The 18,936-nt window shown below is 65.6% G+C and carries 13 protein-coding genes; 5 read left to right on the top strand and 8 right to left on the bottom strand.

Annotated features, from left to right (window positions below; translation table 11 throughout):
• Positions 1 to 8: 8 nt before the first annotated feature.
• Positions 9 to 2,270, bottom strand: a complete 2,262-nt coding sequence (locus FX134_RS10420; protein WP_080801402.1) for a molybdopterin-containing oxidoreductase family protein — start codon at positions 2,268 to 2,270, stop codon at positions 9 to 11.
• Positions 2,263 to 3,069, bottom strand: coding sequence for a 4Fe-4S dicluster domain-containing protein (locus FX134_RS10415; RefSeq protein WP_080801398.1), 807 nt, complete (start codon positions 3,067 to 3,069; stop codon positions 2,263 to 2,265). The genes FX134_RS10420 and FX134_RS10415 overlap by 8 nt, the downstream gene beginning before the upstream one ends.
• Before the next feature lie 289 nt (positions 3,070 to 3,358).
• On the opposite strand from FX134_RS10415, the gene FX134_RS10410 reads away from it, so the two are divergent.
• The gene (locus tag FX134_RS10410; RefSeq protein WP_080801394.1) at positions 3,359 to 4,075 is read left to right on the top strand and encodes a Crp/Fnr family transcriptional regulator; all 717 of its coding nucleotides are present in this window, start codon (positions 3,359 to 3,361) and stop codon (positions 4,073 to 4,075) included.
• 50 nt (positions 4,076 to 4,125) lie between these two features.
• Here FX134_RS10410 and FX134_RS10405 read toward each other — a convergent pair whose 3' ends face one another.
• The 6 genes from FX134_RS10405 to FX134_RS10380 all read right to left on the bottom strand — a co-directional run bounded on the left by FX134_RS10405 (position 4,126) and on the right by FX134_RS10380 (position 12,416).
• Positions 4,126 to 5,997: an MFS transporter gene (locus FX134_RS10405; protein ID WP_080801392.1), complete on the bottom strand. Its 1,872-nt coding sequence runs from the start codon at positions 5,995 to 5,997 to the stop codon at positions 4,126 to 4,128.
• Positions 5,998 to 6,284: 287 nt separating this feature from the next.
• A complete protein-coding gene (locus FX134_RS10400; RefSeq protein ID WP_080801388.1) occupies positions 6,285 to 7,160 on the bottom strand; it encodes an SGNH/GDSL hydrolase family protein in 876 nt (291 codons plus the stop codon).
• A 261-nt stretch (positions 7,161 to 7,421) separates the two neighbouring features.
• On the bottom strand, positions 7,422 to 8,345 hold the full coding sequence (locus FX134_RS10395; RefSeq protein ID WP_080801384.1) for a PfkB family carbohydrate kinase: 924 nt from the start codon (positions 8,343 to 8,345) through the stop codon (positions 7,422 to 7,424).
• Between the two features lie 70 nt (positions 8,346 to 8,415).
• Positions 8,416 to 9,813, bottom strand: coding sequence for an APC family permease (locus tag FX134_RS10390; RefSeq protein ID WP_080801381.1), 1,398 nt, complete (start codon positions 9,811 to 9,813; stop codon positions 8,416 to 8,418).
• 150 nt (positions 9,814 to 9,963) lie between these two features.
• The gene (locus tag FX134_RS10385) at positions 9,964 to 10,869 is read right to left on the bottom strand and encodes an acetamidase/formamidase family protein (protein WP_080801378.1); all 906 of its coding nucleotides are present in this window, start codon (positions 10,867 to 10,869) and stop codon (positions 9,964 to 9,966) included.
• A 134-nt stretch (positions 10,870 to 11,003) separates the two neighbouring features.
• Positions 11,004 to 12,416: a sodium-dependent transporter gene (locus FX134_RS10380; RefSeq protein WP_080801375.1), complete on the bottom strand. Its 1,413-nt coding sequence runs from the start codon at positions 12,414 to 12,416 to the stop codon at positions 11,004 to 11,006.
• A gap of 165 nt (positions 12,417 to 12,581) precedes the next feature.
• Here FX134_RS10380 and FX134_RS10375 point away from each other — a divergent pair, with 165 nt between their 5' ends.
• From FX134_RS10375 to FX134_RS10360, 4 genes are all read left to right on the top strand, one after another.
• Entirely contained in the window at positions 12,582 to 14,054 is a 1,473-nt protein-coding gene (locus FX134_RS10375; protein ID WP_080801372.1) for a LuxR C-terminal-related transcriptional regulator, read from the top strand.
• A 224-nt stretch (positions 14,055 to 14,278) separates the two neighbouring features.
• Positions 14,279 to 15,850: a flavocytochrome c gene (locus FX134_RS10370; protein ID WP_080801369.1), complete on the top strand. Its 1,572-nt coding sequence runs from the start codon at positions 14,279 to 14,281 to the stop codon at positions 15,848 to 15,850.
• Positions 15,851 to 15,947: 97 nt separating this feature from the next.
• Positions 15,948 to 16,346: a secondary thiamine-phosphate synthase enzyme YjbQ gene (locus FX134_RS10365; RefSeq protein ID WP_080801367.1), complete on the top strand. Its 399-nt coding sequence runs from the start codon at positions 15,948 to 15,950 to the stop codon at positions 16,344 to 16,346.
• A 139-nt stretch (positions 16,347 to 16,485) separates the two neighbouring features.
• A complete protein-coding gene (locus FX134_RS10360) occupies positions 16,486 to 18,933 on the top strand; it encodes a molybdopterin-dependent oxidoreductase (RefSeq protein WP_080801364.1) in 2,448 nt (815 codons plus the stop codon).
• Positions 18,934 to 18,936: the final 3 nt, after the last annotated feature.

Here is an 18,936-nt window from a genome sequence, read left to right as displayed (position 1 = left end):
GCGGCCCCCTACGCTCGTTCGACCTGGCACAAGCCGGACTTGAACGGCGGGTAGCCCGTCACATGGTCGAACTCGCGCTCGGTAAGCTTGTTCACGTTGGCCTTCTCCCATCCGTGGAAGATGTCCACCACGCCTGGCAGCACGAGGTTCGTCACCTCCAGCTTCACCTGTATCTCGCCCAGGTGGTTGAACACGCGCACCTGCTCGCCGTCCTCCAGTCCGCGCTCGGCGGCCGTCTTGGGATGCAGCCGCACGATGGGCTCGGGCATGAACTGGTTGAGCCAGGGGCAGTCGCGCAGCTTCGAGTGCGAGTACATGGGCACGCGCGAACCCGTGTTCAGGATGAGCGGATAGTCCTTCGCCAGGTCGGGCGTGCTGATGGGGCTGCTCACCGGCTCGTTGTATTCCGGCAGGCCCTCCAAGCCGCACTCTATCATGATCTCGGACACCAGCTCTATCTTGCCGCTGGGCGTGTTGAAACCAGGCTGGCCGTCCTTGCGGATCTTGCCCGTCTCGTACTTCTTTGGCTCGTAAGGCGCGCCACCCGGCACCGTGTAGCCGTCGGGATTGTCGCGCAGATCCTGCATGGTCACCTCCAGCCCCGACGTGCGCAGCACCTCGGCCAGAGCTTCCTCCACGCTGCCGTTGAAGCACTCCTCCGCGTAACCCAGGCGACTGCCCAGCTCCATGGCCACCTGCCAGTCCTCACGCGCCTCGCCGCGCGGCTCCACCACCGGCTCGCGCAGGTAGATCTTGCGTCCGAACACCGCGAGCGGAGCCATGCGCTCGTAGCACATGGCGGCGGGCAGGATGATGTCCACGTAGTCGTGCGTCCAGGGGCGAATGTAGTAGTCGGCCGCGCAGACGAAGTCCAGCTTGCCGATAGCCTCCTGGTACAGGTGGCTCTGAGGCCACATCATGGCGTTACCGCCGAACATCACCATGGCCTTGATCTTGCCCTCGTCCACATATTCGGGGAAGCGGTTCGTCTGCATCTGCTTGACGAATCTCGTCCACACGGGGAAGTCCTGCAGGTCGTAGCGCTTGTCGGCCAGCTCCGCGTCATAGATGTCCTCGCGGTTGAAGCCGGCCGTGCTGGCGAACAGGTCGAACGGCAGCCCGGGCGCTATCTGCAAGCCGCCGGCCACGTCCACGTTGCCGGCCAGTGCCACGAGCGACGCGATGGCGCGCATGTTGTTGCCGGCATTGGTGTGGTGCACTTGCGGGCTCGCGCTCGTGATGAACGAGCCGGGCGTCTCCTGGCCCCACAGCTTCGCCGCCGCCTCTATCTTCTCGGCCGGCACCCAGGTAATCTCGGCCACCTTCTCGGGCGTGAACTGCTGCACGTACTCCTTGAACTCATCGAAGCCGTGCGTCCAGTTGGCGCAGAAGTCCTCGTCGTAGTAGCCGTCGCGCAGCATGACGTGCGCGATGCCCAGCGCCAGCGCGCCATCCGTGCCGGGACGCAGCTGCAGGTGGATGTCGGCTAGGCCCGTCACCGTGGGCGTGACGCGCGGGTCCACCACGATGAACTTGCAGCCCTTCTCCTTTGCGTTCATCAGCTTGCCGAAGCGGTTGGGCAGCGACCACGCGGGATTGAGCGACCAGATGAGGCACGACTTGGAGGCGTCGGTGGGGTTCGCGCCCATCGTCTGCGCGCCGAACACCAGGCCGGTGCCGATGAGCGTGGCGTAGGCGCAGGTGGAGCTTTCGTTGCCATAGGTGGGCGTGCCGAACAGGTTGGCCAGGCGGTTCACGGCACCGCGCGGCTCCTTCGGGTCGCCGCAGTAGAAGAACACGCCCTCGGGGCCCATCTCGTCCTTCACCTTGGTGAGCGCCGCGACGATGGTGTCGTACGCCTCATCCCAAGTGATCTGTTCCCAGCCGGCGTCGCCCTGCCCTTTCGGCTTCGTGCGCTTCATCGGATGCAGCAGGCGGTGCGGATCGTAGAGCTCCTGCAAGCTGGACAGGCCCTTCGCACACAGCGGGCTGTTCGGGTAGTTCTCGCGCGACACCACGCGGACGATCTTGCCCTCCTTCACCGTGGCGGTGATGCCGCACTTCGGCGCATGGTTGCACATGTCGCAGTACGTGTGCTTCGTGACCTCGGGCGCGCTCTCGTCGGCGAATGCGTCGTCGGGGTAGACGAACTCGAAGCCGCCCTCGATGGCCGAGATGCCCACCGCCATGGCTGCCGCTCCCTTGAGGAAGCTGCGGCGCGACAGGCCCGTACCCGGCGCTGCTGCGTGATCCAACGTTGCGTTACTCATGGTCGTCGCCACCTTTCGCCTCGACCTCGACCTGCTCGGATTTGCGCTGATTTTTCACACCCACGGCGATGCCCGCGCCCGCCACAGCCGCCACGGCCACGCCGCCGACGGCCGCAGGCAGCGGGATGCCGGGATCGGCCGGCTGCGAATCGACGCCCTTGTTGGCCACCGTCTGCACCTCGGCATGCGGCAGCAGGTCCTCCGGCATGCCGTCTACCGGCCGATAGTAGAAGTGCGTGTTGCGAATCTGCACCACCTCGTTCTTCGCGATGAACGCGCTGACAGGGCTTTCGGGATCGTCCAGATCGCCGAAGTAGCGCGCGTTGCCGGGGCAGTTCGACACGCAGGCGGGCTGAAGCCCCGCGTCGATGCGACCCGCGCAGAAGATGCACTTCTCCACCACGTTCGTGCGCTGAATGCCCTCGGCTTCATACGGCGCGGGCTCCTCGGCATCGAAATAGTTGGCCGCCACGTCGTTTTGGACGCGCGCGCCGTACGGGCACGCATGGATGCACGACCCGCAGTTGATGCACTCGCTGTAGTCCACCATCACGATGCCGTCTTCGCGCACGTACGACGCGCCCGTCGGGCACACGTTCACGCACGGCGCGTCCTCGCAGTGCATGCAGGCGTGCGGCAGGTAGCAGCGGCGGTTGTCGGGATCCTCCCCCCACTCCCGCGCTTCCACCTTGCCCCAGGCCACACCTGGTTCGGTGTTGTTGTGCATCTGGCACGCAACCACGCACGCGTAGCATCCCGCGCAGCGCCTGAGGTCGATGGCCATCGCCATGTTCGCCATAGCTTCACTCCCCTTCCGATAGGTTCTATTCCCCCGCCACGAAGAGCACGCCGAAGTTGGAGAGGCGGCGCAGCACGTTTCCCCGGTTTAGCGTCATGCCTGTTCCGCAGCGTGTTTACAGGGTATGAAATCTACGCGGCGGCCGGTAGAAGCGGCGGCATAACTTGGAGTTATCGTGCGAAAGCGCCGCAGATGCGCAATCAAATCACAGAGCTTTCGTAGGAAACATCGGGCGCAGAACACGGAGCGTTGAGCTACAATAATCGAGGACACGACGACAGGGGGATTCGTGGGCACCGATAGCGACTTCGACGCCATCCTCATTCCGACGCTTCCGTTCAAGAAGCTGCGATTCGGGGAGTTCATCGACCAGGCGCGCAAGCGGAAGCTGTTCAAGGGCGAATACATCGACCTGACCTGCGCCGACAAAGACGACCGCTATTTCTATTACATCGAGAAGGGGCAACTGAAATGTTGCTTCGAAAACGAGGACGGTCGGGAAATCGTGGTGTACTACCGCAACGAGGGCAACGCCTTTCAGGCCGAGTACCACCACTTCGCCTCCATCGGTCAGAACCGCATGAAGTTCGTGGCCACCAAGGACACCGTGGTATTCGCGTTCACGCTGCAGCAGCTGTTCGACATCGTGCGCGAGGATTTCGAGCTGTTCGACGAGCTCATGTACGTGGTGCACATGAGCTTTGCGCAGATAGGCCACCGCATCGGCAACACGGGCATCCAATCGTCCAGCAAGCGCATCCTCATCTGGCTCACGAAGCTGTGCGAAGTGCGCGAGCCCGATCCCGACGGCGTGTACCGCATCGAGTGCAACCTCACGCTGCAAGCGCTCTCCGACATCCTGCTCGTGCACATCACCACATGCAGCAAGCTGCTGACCGCGCTGGAAACCCAAGGCGTGGTGGAGCGCACGAAAACGCAGCTCCTCGTGAAGGACTACGAGAAGCTGCGCGCGTACTGCAACGAGGAGAATCCCGTGCTGTATTAAGGGAAGGCGCCCCTCGCGTCAACGCCTTCCCTGTCCGACAGAGAACACGCCTACGCCCCCTGCAGGCAGGAGTCCATGGCGTAGCGGAGGATGTCGGAGCGGTTCACCGTGCCCACGACGGCGCCGGCGCGCACCACGGGCACTTTCTTCAGACGGCGTTCGGCCAGAAGGGCGCACGCCTCCTCCAGCGTGGCGTCGGCGTCGAGCGCGACCACCTTCTGCGTGGCGATCACGCTGGCCGGCAGCGCCATGAGCTCGCGGAGGCGCTCGTCGAACGTCTGGCTCTGGGCGGCCTCCATCAGGGAATACGCCCCGGTGATCACGGGATGCTTGTCGGCTAGGTAGCGCATGACGTCGCCGTCGGACACGAAGCCGGCCGGCTTGCCCGCCTCGTCCACCAGCGGCAGACCGCCCACTTTGCGGTCGACGAACGCGCGCATCACCTCGCCCACCGACGCGCTGGCAGGCAGCGTGTAGGGGTCGGCCTGCATGAGCAATGCCAGCACCGACTGCGGGGCGGCCGCGCGCTCGGCGGCGCGCACTTGGGAGCGCTTGCGGGCCGCGCGGGCGTACACGAACGCCATCGCGAAGCCGAGCGCGCCGATGGCCGCGGCCACCGCCATCGCCAGGGAGAAGCCGCTGGCCACAGCCGAGGCCGCGTTCGCCCCCTGCGCCGCCGCGTCCGCCTGCCCCGACGACATGATGCCGATGTACAACGAAGGCCCGATGCATGCCGCTATCTGCACGAACGTGGTCATGAGCGCCACGCCGAACGGGTTCTGCTGCGGGGGCAGCGTGCGCAAGCCGGCCGTCTGCGACGGCGAGAAGATGAAGCCCACGCCCGCGTACACCGCGAACATCCCTACGAACATGAGCGGAATGGACAGCAGCGGGCTCGCCACGATGAGCCCCGCGAAGCCCAGCGCGATGGCCGCGAAGCCCAGCGGCAGCAGCGGCCACTCGCCAAGCTTGTCCATGATGCGGCCGCCCAAAAGCGTGCAGCCCGCATTCGCCAGCACGGGCACCAGGATGACCAGGCCCGCAACCATCGCCGTCATGCCCGCCGCACCCTCAAGGTACAGCGGCAGCAGCACGCTCAGGGAAAACGTGCTCATCATGGCGATGGTGGCCAGCACCAGCGCCGGCCAGAACGCGCGGCTCTTCATGGGCGCCAGGTCGATGAGCGGGTGGGCGCACCGCAGCTGGCGCACCGCGAACGCCGCGCCCACCGCCACAGCCAGCACCAGCGATACAGCCGCCACCGCCGCATCAAGCGTGAGCTGGGCCAGACCGAACGACAGCGCCGTCAGCATCACGGCCGACAGCACCACCGACGCCACGTCCAAGTGCGCCTCGCTCGTCTCCAAATTCTTCACGAAGAAGAAGCCCATCACCACAAGCACCGCCATAGCCGCGATGGGCACGACGAAGATGCTGTGCCACCCGAACGCCGTCACCAGCGCACCGCACACCACCGGCGCGAACGCGGGCCCGAACGTGATCATGCAGCCGCCCACGGACATGAACGTGCCCAGCTTGTTCTTGGGCGTGACCGCCAGGATAGTGTTCATCATGAGCGGAATGAAGATGCCCGTGCCCACCGCCTGCACCAGGCGCGCCGCCATGAGCACCTCGAAGCTGGGCGCGACCAGGCCCATCGCCGAGCCCACGATGCTCAAGCCCGCCGCGCTGAAGAACAGCGTGCGCACATGGAAGCGCCGGTAGAGGAACGCCATGCACATGACCACGACGGTGGCCACAATCATATAGCCCGTGACCAGCCATTGCGCCGTGACGGAATCCACGCCGTAGTCGCCCATAATGGCCACGAGCGCCATGTTGACGAGGTTCTCGTTGAACCCCGCGAGGAACGCGCTGCCGTACAACACGGAAAGCAGCAGCACAAGAGGTTTTCCTTGCATGAAGGAAGTCCTTTCATCTTCGGTTATCTTGAGGGCCCCATCGAACCTACCAGCGCGAGACGTGCGCCTTTCGGGGTAACGAGACACGCCGAACGCGTCGAAAGCATACGGCAGCAATCGATTCTAGCGAATCGCGACGGCTCGCGTAAGTGTTTTTAAGATGAAGGCGATTCGGCAGAAGAACGACGATGCGAGAGCAGGGCCGCTTCCCTTCTCGTGACAAGATTCTTCTTTCTTATCACCAAATGTGACAAGATTCTCTAATCTTGTCACGACGCGCGCCGTCTTTAGGCTGGCGGCTCGCAGACGCAGAGCCACTGGTTGCCGGTGGAGGCGGCGCGTTCGCAGCCGATGCACGACGGGCGGTCGCAGGATTCCTCGGAGCGCGGGGCCTCGGCAAGCGCTTGAGCAGCCGCATCGTCCAGCGGCAGCCCCATGGACTGCTCCACCATGGCGGCCAGCTGGCGCATGCCGCGCGCGGTGGGGTGCGTGCCGTCGAGCGCCTCGTAGTCGCGGCCGAGCGCGCGGATGTCGGTCACCTTGCAGCCGTTCGCGCGAGCCGCCTCGCGGATGGCATCGTTGTAGCTGTCGAAGTGCACGCCTCGCAGGTTGTACGCGAACGTGGAACGCTCGCTGCCGGCCACGCGGCCCGGGCAGAGCGTGCAGCACCACACCTCGGCCTGGGGATACGCCTCGCGAATGCGCGCGAGCATCTGGCTGTAGGCGGCCCCGAAGCGCTCGGCCGCATCGGCAGGCGCGAGACCGGCGGTGCGCTCGGGCACGCTTTCCACGTCCAGGCACTCGGGCAGGGCGTTTCCACGTCCCGCCGCCTGGGCTTCCGCACCGCCCCACCCGTAGTCGTTGATGCCGATGAACACGAGCACCCCATCGGGCGCGACGCCATCCTTCGCCAGCGCCTCCACGCGCTGCTGGCTGTTACCCGCCGGGAAGCCCGCGCCCTCCACCATGCTGCCGGAGAACGCGCCCACCCGCAGCGGCTTGGCGCCCAGCGCTGCGAGCACCTGCGCCCACCAGGTGTCGGTAGGCAGCTTGACGCCGGTTGCCGCGCGTCGTTCGCCCTCGTAGAACACGCGGAAGCCCTCGGGGTTGCACCCCTGAAACGTGCTGATGGAGTCGCCCAGTATGGAAATGCGCTTGGTCATGAGGCCGTCCTTCCCGAATTGCAGGGCCGCTTCGTCGCGCGCCCGCCGCCGGAGATTGTACGGCGAACGCGCGGTTTTGTCATCCTGCCCGGGACGGGGAAGCGCTCCCCCTGTGTCATCCTGAGCGGAGCGCGTCAGCGCGGAGTCGAAGGATCCCGTGCGGCGAAAGCCGGAAACGTCACAGCTGGCGCCGCGCGGGATCCTTCGACTGCGCTCCCTTCGGTCGCTCCGCTCAGATGACAAGGGGGATGCTTCGCCCGCTCAGGATGACAGAGGGGGCACGCCCAACTGCGCGAACGTCTCGTCGTCCAGCGTACCGCCTTCCACCTGGCAGACGGCGCCGGCCACGCGGTTCGCCAGGGCGAGCGCGTCCTCCCACGAGCGGCCCGCCGTCCGCGCGGCCACGAGCGCACCCAGGTGCGCGTCGCCGGCGCCTATCGTGTCCACCACCCGCACGGGCTCCGTGGGCACCAGCACGTGCCGCCCGCCCTCGAACAGGTGCGCGCCTTCCGCGCCGGCCGTCACCACCACGGCGTTGCCGCATTCCTCCGCCAACGCGAAGCCGGCCGCTTCCAGCGACGCACGCCCCGTGTAGGCGAGCGCCTCCTGGTCGTTCAGATGCCACACGGGATGCAGCGCGTTGATGCGCGCCGTCTTCTCCGGCCCGACGCCCTGGATGCGCGGCCCGGGGCCGTAGTACAGCTGCACCTGGGGATGCGCCTCGAAGAAGCCGATGATGGCGGAGCCGCCCGCGCCCTCCACCTCATAGCCACTGGCCAACCCGCATGCGAAGCGGCCGGCATCCAACGCATCGAACCACGCGGGTTCGAAGTGGCGGTCGATACCCGGCATGGTGAGCATGGTGCGCTGGCCGTCCGGCTCCACGAAGCACACGCAGCCGCCGTTGTCGCGCCCGCCCGGCACGCGTAGCGCCTCCAAGCCGCGCGCGGCCAGCTCGCGCTCGGCGAACCCGGCGAACACCCCGCTACCCACCGGCGCGAACAGCGTATGCGGCACGCCTAGCTGCCGCAGCACGTTCGCGGAGTTGAACGCGCAGCCGCCCACCGTGGCGCGCACCTCGTCGGCCACGATGCCCTCGCCCGACTGCGGCAGACGCGGCACCCGGCACACCAGATCCACGATGATGGCCCCCACCGCCAGAATCGCATCGCCGCCGTTCGACATGCTCGCTCCCTTCAAACGAAAAAGGGCCCCGCCGCACGCGCGAGGCCCCTCGATCACACTCAGCGATTCGCTACACTTCCAGGTGCTTGAACGCCTCGGGGACTTCCTTGTAGCCCTTCGACTTCACCGCGCCGATGATCAGGCCGATCACCAGCCACACGATGCCCACGGCGTACGTGGCCAGCTCGAAGCCGGTGAACACGTACCCCAGGATGACGATGCCGATGGCCGGGCAGATCAAATACATCAGCACATCCTTGAACGACGTGCGCTTCTTCTCCTTCACGAAGAAGAACCAGAACACGGCGAAGTTCAGCAGGATGAACGACGACAGCGCGCCAAAGTTCACGAAGCCCGCCAGCGTGCCCATGTAGTCCTGCAGCGGCAGTGCCAGGCACAGCGTAATGACGCCGAGGAAGATAGACGCGACCCACGGCGTCTGGTACTTCGGATGCACCTTGCCGAACACGCGCGGGATAACGCCGTCGCGGCCCATGGAGTACAGCAGGCGCGAGGACGCCATCTGCGCGTTGATGATGTTGGCGATGCCCACGGCCACGATGTTCACCAGCAGCATGATCTTGTAGAACACGGGGCCGCCCACCAGCATAACGGAATCGAAGAAGCCCATGTCGGGATCGGTGTTGGCCCAGTCGGGCTGCACGATGGCGGCGATGTAGGTCTGCGCCACGAACACCACGATGATGATGGACAGCGCGATGATGATGCCTCGTCCGATGTTCTTTTCGGGCTCGTGCGTCTCTTCGGCCAGCGTCGACATGCCGTCGAAGCCGAGGAACGACAGCGCCGCGATCGAGATGCCCGCCGCGATGAAGTGCGCGTCAACCTGACCCGGCTGGTAGAGCGGATCCATCACGAAGCCGCCCGCACCGCCGCCGCCCAGCACGAAGCTGGTGCCCAGGGCGATGAACGCCACCACGGCCACGATCTCGACGATGAAGATGACCCAGTCCACGCCGCGGCTCATCTGGATGCCGCGGATGTTCACGAACGTGTTGAACGCGATGAACGCCATGGCCCACAGCCACGCCGGGCTGCCGGGAACCAGCGCGACACCCCAGTTCATCACCATGACGATGAGCAGGGACGGCACCAGCACGTAGTCCAGCAGGATGAGCCAACCGGCCATGAAGCCCACGTGCGGGTTGATGCCGCGCTGCACGTAGGAGTACACCGACCCCGCGATGGGGAAGCGCTTGGACATGCGCATGTAGCTCATGGCCGTGAACAGGATGGCCACGAAGCCGATGATGTACACCAGCGGCGTCATGCCGTGGCTGTTCTGCTGGATCGTGCCGTAAATCGATTGCGGGGCGATGATCACCATGAACAGCACGCCGTACAGCACGACGTCCCACAGCCCCATGCCCCGTCGCAGCTCCTGCTTATAGCCGAACTGCTCGATGTTCTCTCCGGACACCTTGGCCGGAGTCTCGGCTTTCGCCATCGCAACACCCCTTCTCTCGTCTCCGCGCGATCCCCACCGCGCGCCAGTTTGGGTTCCGCGTCTCTCGCTTTACCCTCGTAAAGCGGTAGACGCGGTATCGTAGACGGCCCCTGCGAACAGGCGCCGGACGATCCTCTCCACGCCGCGCGGCTAGCCCACCAGCGGCGGGAACTGCGGCAGCTTCGGCGTGCCCATGCGCAGACTCAGCTGCACCTCGCACGGCTTGCACGCCTGGTTGAGCTCCACGTCGCTGCGCACCGACATGTACATGTACGTGTCCACGGCGTCCCAGCCGGTCACGCGCATGAGCAGGCGCTGCATCTCCTTCGAGGCGTTCACCAGGGCCTCGTTGAACTCCTGGGCGCTGGCGTTCACGTACCACTGGCCGTGCGGGCCGAACGTCTCGTGCACGGGCCAGTTCAGCTCGAAGCCCTTGATGAGCGACACCTTCACGGTGATCTCGGAGGCTATCTCGATGCCCGTGCCGCACAGCTCCGCGTCGCCCATGGCGGCGTGCACGTCGCCCATCTGCAAGAGCGCGCCGGGCACGCGCACCGGGAAGTACAGGCGCGTCCCCTTGGTGATGAGCTTGTTGTCCAGGTTGCCGCCGTGCGCGCCCACGTAGCCGTCGATGACGTCGTCGCCGTCGGGCGCGGTGCCGATGACGCCGATCATCGGGTCGATGGGGAACTTCACGCCGTTGACCTCGGCCATCCCGTCTACGATGGGCACCTTCTTCGTGCGGTAGTCCGTGCCCTCGAACAGCGGGCCGCAGTGGTCGTCGGTGGCGATGGTGCCTTCGTCGGCCACCTCGATGTCGTAGATGTCCACCACCAGCACGTCGCCCGGCTCGGCGCCCTCCACGTACACGGGGCCGGCCGCGGGGTTGGCCACGTCGTAGCCGTAGTCGAGGCTGGCCATGGTCACCGTCTCGTCCACCAGGCGATTCGAGAAGCAGTCGAGCGTCTTGAACTTGAGCACCTCGCCCGGCTGCGCCGTGTAGCAGGGCGCGTTGTCCTTCGAGAACGCATACACCTGGCTGTCGATGACCTTCATGGCGTCCGCCTCCTTCTCCCGTTGCCCCGGCCCCCAGCCGAGTTCGATGAGCGCATTATACTGCTGTTCGGCGCATACGCGAGGCTCGAACGCCCTCAATTCCCACGGTGATTTCGGCAGTTTCGGCAGCTGCGCTACGCCAGCCCCAGCCAGACGGCGAACTTCGGCACATAGCCCATCACGAAGATCACGATGATGAGCGCCGGAATGCCGAACTGCAGCCACGGCTTCGACCAGCGCGGGAAGCGCGCGCCCTTGCCCGTGTCGGCCTCGGCCAGGAAATTCTCCCAGCCCCAGCCGCCGCGCGTCACGCAGAACAGCACGTAGAACAGGCTGCCCAGCGGCAGCAGGTTGTTCGACACGATGAAGTCCTCGATGGATTGGATGTCGCCGATGGCGGGCACGGTGACGCCCGAGAGCACATTGAACCCGAGCGCGCACGGCAGGCTGAGCACCGTCACGATGATGGCCGTGCGCGCGACCGCCTGCTTGCGCGACCAGCCCCACTTGTCCATCGACCAGCTGATGAGGTTCTCGAACACCGCGATGATGGTGGAGAGCGCCGCGAAGCTCATGAACACGAAGAACAGCGCGCCCCACAGCTGCCCCATCGGCATCTGGTTGAACACGCTCGGCAGCGTGACGAACACGAGGCCCGGGCCGCTGCCCGGCTCCACCGCGAACGCGAAGCACGCCGGGAAGATGATGAGGCCCGCCATGAGCGCCACCGCCGTGTCCAGCCCGCAGATGCGCAGCGCCTCGCCCGTGAGCGAGCGCTCCTTGCCGATGTAGCTGCCGAAGATCTCCATGGCCGAGATGCCCAGCGACAATGTGAAGAACGCCTGGCCCATGGCCGCGAACACGGCGTCGCCGAACGTGGCCCACTGCTCGGCCGGCGTCGCGCCTGCGAACAGGCGGCCGAAGTCGGGGATGAGGTAGAACTCGAGGCCTGCGAGGCCGCCCGGCAGCGTGACCGCGCGCGCCACGAGCACCACCATGATGCCCAGGAGGCACACCATCATCACCTTCGTGACGCGCTCGACGCCCTTCTGCAGGCCGAAGCTGCACACGAGGAACCCGAGCGCAACTACCGCGAGCATCCAGCTCACAAGCTCGACGGGGTTCGCCAGCATGCCGTCGAACACCGCGCCGACGCCCGCGCTGTCCAGCCCGTTGAACGCGCCGGTGGCCATCTTCGCCACGAACGAGAGCATCCAGCCGCCCACCGTGGTGTAGAACATCATGAGCACCATGCACCCCAGATAGCCCCACCACGAGAACCAGTGCCACTTCCGCGACGGCTGCAGCGCGTCGAAGGCGCTCGCCGCGCTCTTCTGGCTGGCGCGGCCCACGGCGAACTCCATCACCATGACGGGAAGGCCCAGGATGAGGAGGAACACCAGGTACATGAGCACGAAGGCCGCGCCGCCGTACTCGCCCGTGATGTAGGGGAAGCGCCACACGTTGCCCAGGCCGATGGCGCACCCCGCGCTGATGAGGATGAACCCCAGCCGCGACCCGAACCGCTCCCGCTTGGCCTCCGCCATGCCACATCCCTCCGCGCTTGTCTTGTACGATAGTGCCCCGCCGGCAAAACCCTGCAATTGTACCGCAAGTTAGCAGAAACGCATCGGCTATGATGACGCAAGAAACCCGCCGAACGCGCATTATAATGATGCAACGCACGTCTCGGGGATCATGACGGAGGGGCGATGGAAAACACGGACCGACACACTTGCACGAAACAGCTCGGCGCAGATCGCCGCTATCTCGTCGCTATCGTCGGTTTCACCTGCCTGTACGCCGTGTGCGTGTCATTTTTCTATTCCAGCTGGCTGATCGACCGGCCGAGCTTCTCCCCCGCATCGTTCGACAACGTGCTGAACCCGTCCATCTTCGTCGCATCGCTGCTGTTCTCGCTGCTCGTGCGCTCGAAGGCGCCGCTTCGCCGTCTGCCGTACCTCGTCGTGGGCTACGCCGGGTTCGCCGTTGCGCTGGGAGGAACGTTCTTCGCCGCGACGGCGGACCTCGACCCTGCCGTCGTTTCCGCATCGGCGCTGGCGGCCGGCGTGGGCATGGGACTCGTCATGCCTTTCTACTTCGAGACGTTCGCACGTTACTCGTCGCGTCGCATCGCCATCGCATTCGGCATCATGGCGCTTGGCGGCATGGCGGCGAATATGGTACTGGGGTTCCTGCCCGACTTCCTTTCGCTCGCACCGTACGCCCTGCTCCTCGTCGCTTCGGCAGGATGCCTTGCCTTCGTGTGCCGCACCGACGCTTCAGGGCATTCGAACGCCGACCGGCACCGCGACACCGCGGCATCGGCGCTCCCGAAGCGCGAGTTTCTCGACGTGTTCCTCGTGTCCGGCGTGTGCACGTTCGCGCTGTCCATCGTCTACGGCATCATCGACACCGCCGCCACCGGAAGCAGCGCCTCCCCCGCCACGTCGATCCTCATCTCGCAGTTCGGCGGCATCGTCGCCGCCATCGTCTTCCTCGCGTACTTCGGCACCCGCTCGCAACCAGCGCCGTCGCTGCTGTTCAACGTCGTGTTCGGCATTCTGGCTACCGGCATTCTGTTCCTGCCGTTCCTCTCGAACGACTACGCGGTGTCGCTCAACATCCTGGCGGCGGCCGGATGGAAGCTCGTCATGCTGGCGCTGTTCTTCCTCGTGGTCGTCACGTATGCGCACAGCCGCACGAAACTGCTCGTGGGCATCTCGCTTGCTTACGCGCTGCCGCGATTCGGCCTGTTCGTCGGCCAGAATGTCGCGCAATTGCTGGGGGTGGGCAGCAGCGCCGACTTCGTGCGCACCACGGCGGTGGCGTTCTTCCTGCTGTACCTCATCCTCATGGTCATCTGGCTAGTGAACTCCCACGAGCGCAAGCGCGCCGAGGTGCAGGCGCGCGCCGCCGACGAGCTGCTCGGCCGATTCGAGCACGAGCAGGAAAACGTGCGCAAGCTGCGTTGCGACGCGCTGGCCGACGACCACGGGCTGACCAATCGCGAGAAGGACATCCTGTACCTGCTGGCGCAAGGACGCGACATCGCCTTCATCTGCGAGACGCTGTTCCTGTCGAAGAACACGGTGAAGAGCTACCAGAAAACCATCTACGCGAAGCTCGGCGTGCACAGCAAGCAGGAGATCATCGACCTCGTGCACACCGAGTCTCGCTGCTGATTCCGCCCGCAGCGCAGGTCGCCATCTCAAGCGAGCGCAAGCCGTCAGTCGCCCCCAGCGCTTCCCCATCTGCATAACCCCAGGTCGCGCACCCCACCTCAAGGGGGGTTTCGGCATTTCCCGCTCCAGGTGGGGTGCGCGTGCCCGCGTCCGCGCCTAATCTGGCCGTGACGGCATGTTGAAGAGCGCATGCCGAAGGCAACCGACCGAGGAGGATGCATCATATGAGGGAGACCATAACCGCAACGGGTTCCAAGGGCGTCTCGCGCCGCTCGTTCGTCACCGGCGCGGCGGCGGCCGGCGTGCTGGCGACGCTCGGGCTGGCCGGCTGCGCGCCGCAGGGCAAGCAGACCGCAGCCGCCGCCACGAACGGTGCCGACACGAAGTGGGACGAGGAGTGCGACGTCCTGATAGTCGGCAGCGGGTACACGGGGCTGGCCGCCGCACTCGAGGCGAAGAGCGCCGGCGCCGATGTGAAGGTTATAGAGAAAACCGAGCGCGTGGGCGGCAACTCGGCGCTGGCCGCCGGCGACTTCGCTGTATGCGGCTCGAGCGTTCAGGAACGCGAGGGCGTGCAGGACTCCGTCGACCAGTACGTCGAGGACATGCTCGTTGCGGGCCTGTACCTCAACGACAAGGACAAGTGCCGCGTCATCGCGGAGAAGTCGAACGAGACCTGGGAGTGGACCATCGAGATGGGCGCCACCTGGGACACGAACGACCAGGGCGAGCACTTCCTCTACCCCTACGGCGGCCACACCGTCATGCGCTCCATCGCGCAGGGCAAGGGCGGCGGCGCGAACGTCACCACCCCCTTCGCGGAGAAGCTCAAGGAGATGGGCGTCGAGGTGGAGACGAAGCGCATGCTCACCGAGCTGGTCAAGGACGAGAACGGCCGTGTGATCGGCGCCGTCGTGCACGATAGGCCCAAGGGCAACGACGTCGAAAGCGGCACCCCCGTCACCATCAAGGCGAACAAGGCCGTGGTGCTGACCACCGGCGGCTTCGGCCAGGACCTCGCGTTCCGCATGGCACAGGATCCGCGCCTCGACGACACGGTGGACTGCACGAACCAGGAAGGCGCGACCGCCGAGAGCCTGCGCGCACTCGTGGCCGCCGGGGCCATGGCCGTACACACCGACTGGATCCAGCTGCTTCCCTTCATGAGCCCGGACGAGTCGGGCTACGGCGTTGCCGCCTTCTACACCGACGGCCAGGCCAGCTATGCGCCCACGCTGGACGTAGCCACCGGCAAGCGCATCGTCAACGAGCTGACCGACCGCAAGCGCTATGCGGACGCCATCCTGGAAACCGGCCAGCCGTGCGTGCAGATCACCTGCAAGAAGGCGCTCTACGACGGCGGCAGCGGACTCGAGGGCGCGCTGAAGGCCGGCATCACGCTTGAGTTCGCTTCCATCGAAGAAGCTGCCGAGCACTACGGCATGCCGATCGACGCGGTGAAGGCGGAGATCGAGCGCTACAACACGTTCGTGGCGAACAAGGTGGACGAGGACTTCAAGAAGCCCATCCCCGACGACGCGCAGCCCATCGACGAGGCCCCGTTCTACGGCGTGCGCCTGTGGCCGAAGGTGCACCACTGCATGGGCGGCGTGAAAACCGACCTCGACTGCAAGGTGCTCGACATGGACCTGCAGGTCATTCCTGGTCTGTACGCGGCAGGCGAAGCGGTGGGCGGCATCCACGGCGCATGCCGCCTGGGTTCGTGCGCCACGGCCGACTGCCTGGTGAACGGCCGCATCGCCGGCCAGAACGCCGCCAAGGAGCAGAGCGCCTAGCAGCCCCGCGTGGCCAAAATGTCCCAAAAGGGAACTGTCCCCTTTTGGGACATTAGTGCGCTATAGTGGACGCACGAGGCGAACAGGAGGTTGCAGCATGGCCATCTTCACCCACACGATCTCGACCGCGACGGAAGAGCTGGTCGACATCACCGCGCAGGTGCGCAAGGACATCCAGGCGAGCGGCGTGCGCGAGGGCCTGTGCGTCGTGCACTGCCCGCACACCACGGCCGCCGTCACCGTCAACGAGAACGCCGACCCCGACGTGCAGCGCGACCTGGTGCTGGGGCTGGACGCCGCCTTCCCCGATCGCGCCGACTTCCGCCACTTCGAGGGCAACAGCGCCGCGCACCTCAAGTCGAGCGCCGTCGGCTGCACCCAGACGTTGCTCGTGGAGAGAGGGGCGCCGGTCCTCGGCACCTGGCAGGGCATCTACTTCTGCGAGTTCGACGGCCCCCGCACCCGCACCTACCACGTGAAGGTGATGGCGGGGTAGGCGCCCGGCGAAGCGAATTGGTGACGTTCTATCTGACAAATTCTGGGCAGAACGGCGCCTCTTTGCCTTCCTATACTTATGTTGCCCGCATCGGGGGACGCGTATGCGCAGATGCGGACATCGGAACGATAGGAGGAGCATGGACAAGAACAGGGATCATTCACCGATCGAGTACGTCAAGGACGGCAAGCTCACGCGCCGGACGTTCGTGAAGGGGGCCGGGTGGATCACGGTCGCCTCCGCGATAGGCTTCGGCGCCGCAGGATGCGCGCCCGCCGGCGAGCCGCAAGCCGACAAGGAGAAGGAAGCGGCGGCGCCCGTCGACCCGAACGAGGGCGTCACGTACGCCCACGCGTGCTGCAATCTCAACTGCACGTCTCATTGCCATCTGAAGGCGCACATCAAAGACGGCAAGATACTCACGGTTACGCCGGGCGACACGCCGGGCCGCGAGGACTACGCCAACGCCTGCCTGCGCGGCATAGCGCTCAGCCAGAAGACCCAGGACGAGAACGCACGCGTCATGTACCCGATGAAGCGCACGGGAGAACGCGGCTCGGGCGAGTTCGAGCGCATCTCATGGGATCAGGCGATGGACGAGATCTCACAGAAGCTGCTCGAGACGAAGGATAAGCACGGCGAGCAGGCGGCCGGCTTCTACTCGTTCACCGGCAACTCGGGCAACCTCTCCATGAGCGCGCCCACGCGGTTCGCGGGCACCTTCGGCGGCACGGTCTTCGACATCGAGGGCATCATGGGCGACCAGGGCGCCAGTATGGGCATGATCCTCGCCTACGGCGTGAAGCGCGGCTCGCACGACACGCGAGACTACCTCAACTCGAACATGATCGTGCTGTGGGGCCGCAACGTGGCCGACACGCACACCTCCGAATTCCGCTACCTCGTGGAGGCGCGCGAGAAGGGCGCGAAGATCGTCGTGGTCGACCCGCGCCTGTGCTCGTCGGCCGCTATCGCCGACCAGTGGATCCCCCTCAGGCCGCAGACCGACCCCGCGCTGGCGCTCGGCATGATGAACGTCATCATCGGAAACGACCTGCACGACAAGGAGTGGCTCGCCTCATACAGCGTCGCCCCCTTCCTGGTCAGGGAATCCGACGGTGCCTACGCCATGGACGGCGAGGACTGGCTCGTGTGGGACACCGCGTCCAACAGCGCCAAGAAGCACGGTGAGGAAGGCGTTGTCCCCGCACTTTCGGGCACGTTCGAGGTGAACGGCGAGGCGGTGCGCACGGCGTTCGACCACCTGGTCGACGAGGTGTCGAAGTACACGCTGCCCGTGACGGCCGAGATCACCGGCCTGTCCGAGGATGTCATCGAGACGTTCGCCCTCGAGTACGCCAACGCGAAGCCCGCCGGCATCCGCATGGGCCAGGGCATGCAGCGCGTGTGGAACTCGTTCTCGCCGTTCCGCACGGTGGCGACGCTCGCGGCCGTGACCGGCTACGTGGGCATCAAGGGCGGCGGGGCGTCGCACATGGGCGGCATCTCGGCGGCCGAGACGCATCCCGACCTGAAGATACCCGCGATCGGCAACCCCGACTGGTCGAACACCGGCGACAAGAAGGCCGCCATGGTGCGCACGTCCACCATGTACGACCAGATCATAAGCAAGGACCCCTACCCTCTCGACTTCCTGTGGTTCGCGAACTCAAACTTCGTCAACATGAGCCCCGACGCCAACAAGATAATCAACGAGGTGCTGCCCAACGTCTCCACCATCGTGACGGTGGATCCCTACTGGACATGGACGGCCAAGCAGTCCGACTACGTGCTGCCCGCGTGCAACTACTGGGAGAAATGGGACGTCGAGGACCGCACGCCCTGGGTCATCATCAGCAAGCCCGGCATCGAGCCGATGGGTGAGAGCAAGTCCGACGTCGAGATCATGTCGCTGCTGGCCAAGAAGGTGGGGCTCGAGGATCTCTGGAACAAGACCGACGAGGAGTGGGCGCGCGGGTTCTTCAACCCCGAGCATCCCGCCTGGGAGGGATTCGACTTCGACAAGGCAGCCGAAGAGGGCATCTTCGCCCGCGCGGACGCCATCTTCGAGCCGCTCATCTTCCGACCCGACAACACGTTCCCCACGCCGTCGAAGCGCTTCCAGCTGTACAACGAGGAGCTCGTGCAGTTCGGCCAGGAGGTGCCTACCTACGAGCCGATGCTCGAGGATCCGAACGGAGATCTCGGCCAGAAGTACCCGCTTGTGTACCTGCAGTTCCACGACCGCCTGAACGTGCACTCGCAGCACATCCTCATCCCCGAGCTCAGCGTCGTGCAAAGCGAGCCCCAGCTCGAGATGAACCCGGTGGACGCCAAGGCGCGCGGCATCGAGCACGGCGACGTCGTGTCCATCGTGAACGACCGCGGCGCCTGCAAGATGAAGGCGTTCCTGACCGAGGGCATCCGGCCCGGCACCGTGGCCACGGCGAGCGGATGGACGCCCGAGCAGTTCATCGAGGGCAATTACCAGATGCTCACCCATTTCACGATCAACCCGACCGAAGAGTTCATAGGCCAGACGAGCACCGCTTTCTATGACGTGTTGGTCGAAGTAGAGAAAGCGTAGGTG

The organism is Arabiibacter massiliensis (genome assembly GCF_902386925.1).
GTDB classification, from domain to species: domain Bacteria; phylum Actinomycetota; class Coriobacteriia; order Coriobacteriales; family Eggerthellaceae; genus Arabiibacter; species Arabiibacter massiliensis.
Note: the sequence above shows the minus strand (reverse complement) of the source record. Positions and strands in the feature narration are given on the sequence as shown.

Coding starts and splice junctions, on each gene's coding strand:
- FX134_RS10420 (WP_080801402.1), bottom strand. CDS start 2,270: ATGAGTAACGCAACGTTGGATCACGCAGCAGCGCCGGGTACGGGCCTG.
- FX134_RS10415 (WP_080801398.1), bottom strand. CDS start 3,069: ATGGCGAACATGGCGATGGCCATCGACCTCAGGCGCTGCGCGGGATGC.
- FX134_RS10405 (WP_080801392.1), bottom strand. CDS start 5,997: ATGCAAGGAAAACCTCTTGTGCTGCTGCTTTCCGTGTTGTACGGCAGC.
- FX134_RS10400 (WP_080801388.1), bottom strand. CDS start 7,160: ATGACCAAGCGCATTTCCATACTGGGCGACTCCATCAGCACGTTTCAG.
- FX134_RS10395 (WP_080801384.1), bottom strand. CDS start 8,345: ATGTCGAACGGCGGCGATGCGATTCTGGCGGTGGGGGCCATCATCGTG.
- FX134_RS10390 (WP_080801381.1), bottom strand. CDS start 9,813: ATGGCGAAAGCCGAGACTCCGGCCAAGGTGTCCGGAGAGAACATCGAG.
- FX134_RS10385 (WP_080801378.1), bottom strand. CDS start 10,869: ATGAAGGTCATCGACAGCCAGGTGTATGCGTTCTCGAAGGACAACGCG.
- FX134_RS10380 (WP_080801375.1), bottom strand. CDS start 12,416: ATGGCGGAGGCCAAGCGGGAGCGGTTCGGGTCGCGGCTGGGGTTCATC.
- FX134_RS10375 (WP_080801372.1), top strand. CDS start 12,582: ATGGAAAACACGGACCGACACACTTGCACGAAACAGCTCGGCGCAGAT.
- FX134_RS10370 (WP_080801369.1), top strand. CDS start 14,279: ATGAGGGAGACCATAACCGCAACGGGTTCCAAGGGCGTCTCGCGCCGC.
- FX134_RS10365 (WP_080801367.1), top strand. CDS start 15,948: ATGGCCATCTTCACCCACACGATCTCGACCGCGACGGAAGAGCTGGTC.
- FX134_RS10360 (WP_080801364.1), top strand. CDS start 16,486: ATGGACAAGAACAGGGATCATTCACCGATCGAGTACGTCAAGGACGGC.